The 9,452-nt window shown below is 63.2% G+C and carries 9 protein-coding genes; all 9 read right to left on the bottom strand.

Annotated elements, in window-relative coordinates; all coding sequences use genetic code 11:
• Positions 1-262: 262 nt before the first annotated feature.
• The 9 genes from BP26_RS28955 to BP26_RS0122175 all read right to left on the bottom strand — a co-directional run bounded on the left by BP26_RS28955 (position 263) and on the right by BP26_RS0122175 (position 9,325).
• Complete coding sequence (locus tag BP26_RS28955) at positions 263-1,045, bottom strand: DUF1828 domain-containing protein (protein ID WP_084183335.1); 783 nt, start codon at positions 1,043-1,045, stop codon at positions 263-265.
• A 3-nt stretch (positions 1,046-1,048) separates the two neighbouring features.
• Positions 1,049-1,555, bottom strand: coding sequence for a hypothetical protein (locus BP26_RS29815; RefSeq protein ID WP_157572702.1), 507 nt, complete (start codon positions 1,553-1,555; stop codon positions 1,049-1,051).
• 410 nt (positions 1,556-1,965) lie between these two features.
• Positions 1,966-2,445: a DNA starvation/stationary phase protection protein Dps gene (gene dps, locus BP26_RS0122205; protein WP_029922751.1), complete on the bottom strand. Its 480-nt coding sequence runs from the start codon at positions 2,443-2,445 to the stop codon at positions 1,966-1,968.
• Between the two features lie 95 nt (positions 2,446-2,540).
• Positions 2,541-3,515 carry an SDR family oxidoreductase gene (locus tag BP26_RS0122200; RefSeq protein ID WP_029922750.1) on the bottom strand — a complete coding sequence of 325 codons (975 nt, stop codon included), beginning with the start codon at positions 3,513-3,515 and terminating at the stop codon, positions 2,541-2,543.
• Positions 3,516-3,521: 6 nt separating this feature from the next.
• On the bottom strand, positions 3,522-4,355 hold the full coding sequence (locus tag BP26_RS0122195) for a lysophospholipid acyltransferase family protein (RefSeq protein WP_051749298.1): 834 nt from the start codon (positions 4,353-4,355) through the stop codon (positions 3,522-3,524).
• 451 nt (positions 4,356-4,806) lie between these two features.
• Positions 4,807-5,037: a hypothetical protein gene (locus BP26_RS0122190; RefSeq protein ID WP_029922748.1), complete on the bottom strand. Its 231-nt coding sequence runs from the start codon at positions 5,035-5,037 to the stop codon at positions 4,807-4,809.
• A 39-nt stretch (positions 5,038-5,076) separates the two neighbouring features.
• Positions 5,077-6,864 carry an ABCB family ABC transporter ATP-binding protein/permease gene (locus BP26_RS0122185; protein ID WP_366518056.1) on the bottom strand — a complete coding sequence of 596 codons (1,788 nt, stop codon included), beginning with the start codon at positions 6,862-6,864 and terminating at the stop codon, positions 5,077-5,079.
• Positions 6,865-7,091: 227 nt separating this feature from the next.
• Positions 7,092-8,297 (bottom strand): L,D-transpeptidase family protein, encoded by a 1,206-nt coding sequence (locus BP26_RS0122180; RefSeq protein WP_029922746.1) that lies wholly within the window; start codon positions 8,295-8,297, stop codon positions 7,092-7,094.
• A 29-nt stretch (positions 8,298-8,326) separates the two neighbouring features.
• Complete coding sequence (locus BP26_RS0122175) at positions 8,327-9,325, bottom strand: tetratricopeptide repeat protein (RefSeq protein WP_245611873.1); 999 nt, start codon at positions 9,323-9,325, stop codon at positions 8,327-8,329.
• Between the last annotated feature and the right edge of the window lie 127 nt (positions 9,326-9,452).

Raw genomic sequence — 9,452 nt, 5'->3', positions numbered from 1 at the left:
TCGGTGTTTACTCGGTCCCCTGCGCTTCTCGGCCAAGGTGGGCGTTTTAGACAGGCCATCCCTGGCCTGTCTAAAACGGCTTCGGCATCCATGCCTCGCCCGCGTCTACGCGCGGCTATTCCACCTTGGCCTGCGATGCTCGGCGCAGCCAGACGGGGGGAACGTCAAAAGCGAAGAAGCAAAGCAAAGAAACCGCGAAAGGCGGGATTCGCTTCGCTGCTCCCGCCCTACCGTGCTTTCGCTAGAGAACAGCTCCCCACAGTCAATGTAAAATATTAATGCCAGCTTCTCGTAAGACACGTCCACATGCGTTGCGTTCGTCCCCTCGAAAGATGGGAACTGTGTCTAAATGGTTGGCCGCGCGCTGAAATACTTTTTTGGAAACAGATTTATCCGTTTCAAGAACGGCAACTACAGAGCATTTGATGCGGTTCTGTTCCGCATAGGATTGTAAAAGTAATGCCTCGTAGATCTTTGATTCTGAGACGCCGAAGAAAACAGCCACTGGAATATTGTTGGGGCCAAGCAAAGCTATATCTGCAGGGTATTCACTCAACTTCTGATGTATTACATACCCTTCAACTATTGAGACTTCGTTTTGTGAAAGTTCTCGTATTGTTCGTATTGCGTCTTCCTTAAATGTGCTAGCCGCTCGCTCAACAGACATCAAGATCAAGTCTTGTACTCTAAGCAAGAACGCAAGAAAGCGAAGAGCTACCGGTGCTATTTCCGACTCACTAAGCGGAACAGTTTTTAATTCACCAGAATCTTCATCAAACGAAACACCGTAATCTTCCATGAGCGAATGGAAAGCTTCGTAACGGGTTTTGTTAGTGAGGTCAGCGCCGTATCGTTCAATCAACGGAACATAGAGGCCATTGTCTTCGATAGTAAATTGGCCTTGGAGATCGGGACCAACCACGTAAAAGCCAATCGGATCCCCCGAAATTCCCTCATATCCTGTGCCGATGGCAAATCCTGCAGGAACCTGATGAACGGTCAGAGTTCCGCAAAATGTCGTACACAGTTCATCCTTAATATTCATTTGCTACCAGCTGCCAAAAAGATCAGAACTGCTGCCAATAGAAATTCCAGTATCGCCCTTGGGCAAACCGAACGCTTCAGCTGCTATATATAACGCCTTGTCATCGCTGGTTACAGAAAAATCCGTTCGGCGGCATTTGCCGGATTTCGGAATGCGCAAGCCATCGACTAGCGTTCTGCCAATCGGCGCGGTATCAGTTTGGCAATGTGCATGAAGATGCCAACCAGGATGAGTGCCGTGAAATTCATAGCGAGCTACAAGCTGCGTATCGCTATCACGCTGCATCCCGAGCCATGCTCCATATTCCGGCTTATCGGTTCGATAGAAAATCAGCAACCGAAAGCTTTCCCCTAGGCTTAAAAACTTGGCAATGCGCCAATGATAGGTGGAACGAATTTTGAAGCTGCTTTTGCTGATCGGAAATGCGGTCTTAGGCATTGCTGCGCCAAAGGTCCATTTTCCCCAATCGGTAACGATCTTGTCAGCTTGGATGATCTTCTTAAGGCGCATAACATCGCTTTACTTTGCCCCAAAATAACACATGGGATTCCTTGGCATATTAGCTAGGCTGTTTTTGTCCAATAGAAAACCGGGGGTCAGCGAACCTCAACACTGCTGGCTCAAAAGATTGGCGCCTACAAAAAAGCTCGGTAGGGCGGGAGCAGCGAAGCGCATCCCGCCTTTCGCGGTTGCTTTGCTTCTCCGCTTTTGACGTTCCCCCCGTCTGGCGGCGCTTCTTTGGTCACTTTCTTGTCGCTGGAGACAAGAAAGTGACCCGCCTTCAAGGCGGAACCGGGCTCTCAACAGACACGGTCAATGCCTCGCGCGCAAGCGCGTACATCAAGGTTTCAAAGCTCCCACAAAGCAAAAAGCCCCTTCCCGTAACCGGGAAGGGGCCATCAAGCAGCCGAAGCGACCGCTTACTGCAAATGCGCTTCCAAGAACCACAGACTCTTGTCGAGTCCACGCGAAATCCCGGTAAACAGATCCGAGGTATCCGCATCGCCGAGCGAGCCCGAAGTCTCGATCGCCTTGCGCGTGCTGCTCGCCAGGATGCCGTAACGCTCGACCAGCGCCTCGACCGCGGCCTTGCCCGGCACGCCATCCAGCGGAAACTCCGGCAACCGCGAAACCTTGGCCGCGGCGCGGGCGGTACCGATGGCCACGCCGCCGAGCGCGGTGGCGCGTTCGGCCATGTCGTCGATGTAGTCCTCGGTCTCTTCCGCCAGCTTGTCGAACAGCTCATGCAGGGCGATGAAGTGCATGCCCTTCACGTTCCAGTGCGCCTGCTTGATCTGGCTGAACAGGTCGAAGGTATCGGCGAGCTGCTGGTTGAGCAGCGCGATCACCTTGTCGCGGGTGGCGGCGGGGATGTCGATCTTGGTGGCGTACGCGGACATGAGGCACTCCTTTCTTTGATTGCGGAGCCGATTGTGACGGCCCGCGCTCGATAACTGAAATTGAATCTTATTGTGCCGTCAATGCACAAAAACTATCAAACTGTGGCCTTGGCCACCAGCTTCTGCTTACGGTAGTAGCTGAAGATGTCGTTGAGGTTGCGCCGCGGCTTCCAGTTGAAGGTCTGGCTGAATACGGTCCCGTCCAGGATCACCGGGTACTTGAAGTAGCTGATCATGTAGGGCGGGAAGAAGCTGTTCCAGTTCAGCGCGGTGCTGATGCTCCGGGGCAGCATCGGCGGAATCGAGGGGATCGGCAGCTTGCGGCAGCCGCACTCGGTCACGGCCTGCTGGTAGGGCACGTAATCGTCCGGCGCCACGTTGTAGATGCCGGGCTTGTTCTTCTCGAAGGCCAGCACCATCGCATCCGCCATGTCCTCCACGTGCAGGAACTGCATCATCGGCGAGAAGCCCACCAGCACCGGCACCAGCGGCCGCGCCAGCAGGATCGAGATGGTGTTGCGCACCCCCGGCCCGAGCACGTTGCAGGGCCGCAGGATGGTGATGTTCAGTTCCGGGTGCTTCCACAGGTAGATGTTGGCCAGGCTCTCCACCTCCACCGAGTCCACCAGGTCCTGCGTCACCTCGCTGGCCTTGAGCGGGGCTTCCTCGTCGATCAGCGCCGGGTTGTAGGCGGAGGCGCCGTAGACCATGTAGGTGCTGTGGATGATGACCTGGCCCACCTTGTACTTGCGGGCGAGGTCGAGCAGGCGCTTGGTGCCGAGCACGTTGGCGTTGTAGCGCTGCATGCGGTCGCGCTCGTGCGCGAACATGCGGCCGATGTGGATCACCGCGTCGATGCTGTGTTCGGCGAAGATGTCCTCGAAGCCGCGCTTGTGCAACTCCACCAGGTAGCTGGGGATGCCGGCGTCGGTATCCACCTTGCGGCGGAAGTCCACGGCGATGATGTTGTACTTGCCCTGCAGCCGGGCGATGACCCGCTTGGCCAGCGAGCCGGCGGCACCGGTGATGAGGACGGTCTTCTTGGTGGACGGCTTGGTGGCGGTTGCCATAGATGATCAGTAGATGCTGGTGCGTTCCTGCAAACCCTTGTCGATGAGCAGGCGCAATTCCGCCTTCACCTGCTCCACCCGTTCCGTCACCTCCGCCTCGTTGCCGCAGGCGGAGAAATGCATCGGCTTGCCGAAGTTCAGGTACACGCGGGCCGGCAGCGGCAGCAGCGAGGGCACCAGCGGCAGATAGGGCAGGCCCAGCATCTTGGCCAGCGGCTTCAGGTTGACCAGCGCCGGCATGGTTTCCTCGCAGCCGACGATGCCCACCGGCACGATCGGCGTCTTGTGGTTCATCGCCAGGTGCATGAAGCCGTTGCCGAAGCGCTGCAGCTGATAGCGCTTCTTGTAGAGCTTGCCGGAGCCGCGAACGCCTTCGGGGAAGACGATGATCGCCTCGTCCATCTCCAGCATCTTGGCGCAGTTCACCGGGTCGCCGATGACGCCGCCGAGGGCATTGAGGTAGTTGCCCAGCCAGGGCACGGTGGGGAAGAAGCGCTCGATCATGGCCCGCGCCAGGCGCGGCCCGTCCGGGTTGGTGGCGGCGGCCACGCCCACCAGCACGCCGTCCATCGGCAGCTGGCCGCTGTGGTTGCCGATGATCAGCACCCTGCCGCTGGCGGGAATGTTCTCCAGGCCGTGCACCGTGACCCGGAAATAATGGTCGTAGAGCCACTTCGCCGCCCCGAGGGCGAACTTGAAGCGGTCCTCGTTGTAGCCCCAGGGGTCATAGCCGAAGCTGCCCACTGGTTTGGGAATGCTGGCGACGAGATGTTCGATCTCGGGCGTCACCAGGTGCGCCAGCGCCTTGTCTTTCAGGTCCAGCTTGCCAAAACTGAGCATTGTTTACCGACTCCCGAGTCGTGTCGGGAATCTCTCCTATCGCCCTCACAAATTAGACGAAAAGTCCTGAAGGGGGAAGGCGCGATGCGAGATTATTTTGTGGCGTGGGCGTCAGCATCTGTGAGCTGGCGCACACAACTGCGACGGGCTTGATGCTGCGCCTCATCCTCGAGGAAGTACTGGACCCCATTCCCGGAGGGAGTAGCAAACACAGTAGGGCGGCCCGTGGCCGCCGGTTTTTGCTTCGATGGCGCGGAAGCGGCGGCCACGGGCCGCCCTACGCAACTGCCAATCTTGCGGAATGTTGAACCCCTCTCCCTCCGCGACCAGAGGGAGTCCCTGTGGGAGGAGAGGGGCAGGGGTGAGGGACGCAACATCAACGGAGTGCTCCGCTGCCGGAGTCCGCGCCCCTCACCCGCGCTACGCGCTGCGACAATCCCGATGCTGCGGTTCAGGCGCCGTGAGCCACGCGGGCAATACCCCAGATGACGAGAACGACAATCACGGCCAACTCCAGGAGCATGAGAGTAGCCGAGAAGGCGATGTCCAGGGCGCTATAAAGCAGGCCCCGGCTTTTCCATATGCGACGCCGCTCGGCCCGATAGCCAGGCGAGAACAGGAAGAGCCACCCACGAAACAGCCATGGGTCGAGCGCCCCTAATTGACCAAGCGCCTCGAACATCTCCCAATCACCTCCTGATGTCAGGCGCCTGTGGCCGCTCTACGCAACCGGTGCCGGCTCCGCCGCCGGATCTTCCAGCGTCTGCTCCCGCTGATGCGCCCACAGCGTGGCGTAAGCCCCACCGCGCCCGAGCAGCTCGTGGTGGGTGCCGCGCTCGACGATGCGCCCGCGGTCCAGCACCACGATCTCGTCGGCATCGGTGATGGTCGACAGGCGATGGGCGATGACCAGGGTGGTGCGCCGCTCGGTCGCTTCGCGCAGGGCGCCGAGGATGGCCTGCTCGGCGGCGGAGTCGAGCGAGGAGGTGGCCTCGTCCAGGATCAGGATCGGCGGGTCCTTGAGCAGGGCGCGGGCGATGGCGATACGCTGCTTCTCGCCGCCGGACACCTTCAGGCCACGCTCGCCCACCAGGGTGTCGTAGCCCTCCGGCAGTTGCGCGATGAAGTGGTCCAGGTGCGCCTGCCGCGCCGCCCGCTCCACCTCGGCCCGGCTGGCGCCGGGGCGGCCGTAGGCGATGTTGTATTCGATGGTGTCGTTGAACAGCACCGTGTCCTGCGGCACCACCCCGATCAGGGCGCGCACGCTGTCCTGGCTGAGCTCGCGCAGGTCGCGGCCGTTGATGCGGATGTGGCCGGCATTGGGATCGTAGAAGCGGAACAGCAGCCGCGCCAGGGTCGACTTGCCGGCGCCGCTGGCGCCCACCACCGCCAGCTTCTTGCCCTCGGGAATCTCGAAGCTGACGCCGTCGAGTATGCGCCGCGCCGGGCTGTAGCCGAAGCTGACCCGCTCGAAGCTGATCCGCGCCCGCTGCGCCGCGATGGCGGGAGCCCCCGGAGCGTCCTGCACCGAGGAACGCTGTCCCAGCAGGCCGAACATCTTCTGCATGTCGGTGAGGGCGCGGCGGATCTCGCGGTAGACGAAGCCGAGGAAGTTGAGCGGCACGAACAGCTGCACCATGTAGGCGTTGACCGCGACGAAGTCGCCCACGTTCATGCGGCCCTGGGTCACGTCCAGCGCCGCCAGCCACATCATCGCCGTGATGGCCCCCGCCACGATCAGGGATTGCCCGGTGTTGAGCGAGGACAGCGACAGGCGGTTGCGCGCCGCGGCGCGCTCCCAGGCGGCCATGCTGTCGTCGTAGCGCTGTGCTTCCCAGCGCTCGTTGCCGAAATACTTCACCGTCTCGTAGTTGAGCAGGCTGTCGATGGCGCGGCTGCTGGCCTTGGCGTCCATGGTGTTGGCCTCGCGCACCAGGGCCGTGCGCCACTCCGTCACCCACACCGAGAAGCCGATGTAGAGCACCACCGAGACCAGCGCCACGCCGGCGAAGCGGATGTCGTACTGCTTCCACAGGATGATCGCCACCAGGGCGATTTCCAGCAGGGTGGGGAGGATGTTGAACAGGCTGAAGCGCAGCAGGAAGCTGATGCCGTCCACGCCCTTCTCGATTTCGCGCGCCAGGCCGCCGGTGCGCCGCGACAGGTGGAACTCCAGGTCCAGCCGGTGCAGGTGCTCGAACACCCGCAGCGCCGCGCGCCGCTGCGCCCGCTCCGCCACCTTGCCGAACACCACGTCGCGCAGCTCGCCGAACAGCACGTTGAGGAAGCGCACCAGGCCGTAGGCCAGCAGCAGCCCCAGCGGCACCGCGATCACCGCGCCGGTGGTGCCGCCCGGCCCATGGCCGGACAGGGCATTGACCAGGTGCTTGAGCAGCTGCGGCAGCCACACGCCGGCCAGCTTGGCCCCGATCAGCAGCGCCATCGCCAGCACCACCCGCCCCGGGAACTCGGTCATGTACGGCCACAGCGTGGCCAGGGTGGTGCGCACCGTCAGCGGCGGAGCGGAGTCGGTGCCGGTGTCGGGCGTGGTGCGGCGGTGGGTGCGCAAAGGGTGCGGCCGGTAGGGGAATGTTCCCTATTTTGCGCCTTTGCGGGGGGATTCAAGCGGGAGAGGGTCCAAGTAGCCCGGGAAGCGCGTAGCGCTACCCGGGATGCGCCACCACCGGAGGGAACCCCCGGGTAGCACTTCGTGCTTCCCGGGCTACGAACGGGGCTTCACAGCGCCCGGTTTTCCTCGCGCACGATCTTCCACACCCCGTCCGCCTCGCGCCGCCAGTACTGCTCCTTGCGCGTGCTGGTGGTGTAGTTGTCGCTGCGGTATTCCTGGGTGAATTCGGCCAGCACCAGGTTCTGCTCGCCCGGGTAGCTGAACAGGTCCAGGTCGCGGATCTTCACGTCGATGTGGCGCTTGCCCTCGTTGACGTGGCGCTTGTAGATCACGAACTGCGACTTGTTCATGCCGTCGTCGGTGTGGAAATCGTCGCCGTAGAAGGACAGGTAGGCCTCGGTGTTGAGCGCCGACCACTTGCTGCGCCAGTTCTCGATGCGCTTGGTCAGTTCGTCGCGCTGCCTGCTGACGGTGTCCGCCGGCAGCCAGTCCACCTTGTCGCTCAGCACCACCGGCGTCATGCCCGGCACCACCAGGGACTTGAGGTCGGTGAGGTCGGCGTTGGCCAGCACCACGCAGCCCTCGCTGGCGCGCGGCGGGCGCACATAGGTGGTGCTGGGCACGCCGTGCAGCCAGATGCCGGAGCCGGTGCGGCCGTGCACCCGGTCCCAGGCATTGGGGTAGTTCAGCGGGTAGGCGCCGGCGCCGTAGAACGACGGCAGCTTCACGCCCGGCGTGAAGCCGGTGACGCGGTAGATGCCCACCGGGGTGCGCAGATCGCCGGAATTCTGCTTGCCGAAGCCGTTGCGGGCGATCGAGGCGTAGTAGTCGCGCACCTGGCGCAGGCGGCCGTCGATGTTCTGCAGCACGTAGACGCGCGAGCGCGGCAGGTCGGCGACGATGGCGAACTTGTGATCGGACGACAGGCGCAGGATCGAGCTGGGCAGCGTGTCCGCCGGCGGCCCGTGCTGCGCCTCGCCGAGGCGCGCGCGGTACTCGTCGAGCAGCTCGCGCACATGCGGGTCCTGGTCGTCGGCCAGCGGCGACACCAGCCCCGGCACGCCCGAGCGCTCGGCCAGCACCTGGCCATAGAGCAGCTGCGCCAGGCGGAAATTGGGCTCGCGCTGCACCAGGGCCTGCAGTTCGCGCAGCGCCGTGGCGGAGTCGCCCCCGCGCAGGGCGCCGATCGCCTGCAGCAGGACGTCCTCCGGTTTATTGCCGCCGGGCGGCAGTTCGAGCGCACCGCTGAGCAGGGGCAGGCCGCCCAGTACCAGGGCGGCCAGGGCACAGCGGAACCCGGGCCGTCGCAGCATGCGTCCGGCGGGGGATGCGTGGAGCGGCATCAGCGGATGGATTCGCGGACGATTTTCCAGCTGCCGCTGCTGTTGCTCATCTCGACCGTCTTCTTGACCTTGTCGTTGACGGTGTCGGAAGCGTAGTCCTGGATGAAGTTGACGCGCACATGGTGGGCGTCAATGCGGCTCACCTGCGGGCTCAGCGCGTGCACGCTGATGTGCGCGGCCTTGGCCACGCGTTCACGCCGCTGCGCTTCCCACTGGGCGCGAGAGCCGCTCTCCGGCTTGAAATCGGCGCCGTAGCTGGCGAGGTAGCCGTCCACGTCCTTCGCGGCCCAGGCCGCAGCCCAGGCATTGAGCGCATCGACCACGGCGCCCGTGTCGGTGTCGGCCGGTGCCGCCGCAACCGGGGGGGCAGGCGTCGGCGCGGGGGCAGGGGCCGGTGCGGCCGCAACCGGCGCCGGGGCCAGGATGTCGGTCTTCGGCTTGCCGGGCACGATGCCGGTGGTGCCGGCCGGGGCATAGCCGCCGGGACCGTTGCCGAGCTGGTTGATCAGCGACAGCTTGTAGCGCACCGCCTGGTTGCCCTGATCGAGCTGCAGCGCGCGGTTGTAGGCTGAGCCGGCCAGCGCGGAGTAGATGTCGCCGAGGTTTTCATGCGCGGTGGCGTAGGCCGGATGGGTGGCCAGGGCCGCTTCGAGGGCGTCGCGCGCCTTCTCGTAGTCGCCCTTCTGCGCGTACAGCACGGCAAGGTTGTTGTACGGCTCGGGCAGCTGCGGGTAGTCGCGGGTCAGGTCGGCGAAGACCTTGATCGCCTCGTCGCTGCGGTTGAGCTTGACCAGCACCAGGCCGCGGCTGAAGCGCGCCTCGGCGTCCTGCGGCGAGCTGGCGAGATAGCGGTCGAGACGGTCCAGCGCGCCCTTGTAATCGCCCTGCGACAGCAGGGTCTGGGCTTCCTGAACCGCGGGAGAGGCGGCCAGCGCGGGCAAGACGGCCCCGGCCGCCAGGAGCATGATGGCCGCGGCGCGGCGTGCATTCCGGTTCACTCAGATCCCTCGTTTCTCGTTAACGTTTCTACTTCGAACTAATATATCAGCAAGTCCCCCTGCGGCGGGCTGGTGCGGACCTTAGAGCCTGTAACAGAATGAATCGCACCTGCGTTGCAGTCCAAAA

The organism is Nevskia soli DSM 19509 (genome assembly GCF_000711955.1).
GTDB lineage: Bacteria > Pseudomonadota > Gammaproteobacteria > Nevskiales > Nevskiaceae > Nevskia > Nevskia soli.
This window is presented reverse-complemented; position numbering and strand designations above follow the sequence as displayed.